Genomic DNA, 503 nt, shown 5'->3' with positions numbered 1-503 from the left:
AGCAAACATGACAGTAACAACAGCTGGTACATCGTTTAAATTACCTCCATTAAAAATTGAAGAGGCATATGCATTACAAGCGCAAATGATAGACCTCGTAAAGGAGGAATTTACCTATGAATAACCCTCAAAAATTACATCCATTAGCTTATCTAGGAGCAGTTGGCTCAACGCTAAAAACATTCTGGATACCTGCAGCTGTATTTCTATTTAACTTTATTGGTGGAGATGGTTTCAAAGGTAATCCCTATCTTCTGTATATAGGGATTCTTGTATTTTTATTTATGATTGTTTTGATTGTTATGGATATCATCCAAAAATATAAGACAAGATTTTGGATTGAAGACGGAAAGTTTATCTTTAAGACAGGTATTTTTGTCCTTAAGGAAAAAGAGCTTACAATTAATCGAATTCAGTCTATAGATATTACGCAACCAATATTCCTCCGAATCTTTGGTGTGTGTAAATTAGATATTCAAACACCAGCCGACGGTATTTCGATC

The 503-nt window shown here is 34.0% G+C and carries 1 protein-coding gene; it reads left to right on the top strand.

The genetic code is table 11. The features are described from left to right. Positions 1-116 precede the first annotated feature (116 nt). The coding region (locus ACFQY0_RS21430) for a PH domain-containing protein (protein ID WP_379717164.1) at positions 117-503 on the top strand (387 nt) is incomplete at its 3' end.

It is taken from the genome of Haloferula chungangensis, assembly GCF_042664875.1.
Lineage (GTDB): Bacteria > Verrucomicrobiota > Verrucomicrobiia > Verrucomicrobiales > Akkermansiaceae > Haloferula > Haloferula chungangensis.
The sequence above is the reverse complement of the archived record's forward strand: the minus strand, read 5'-3'. Positions and strand labels throughout refer to the sequence as shown.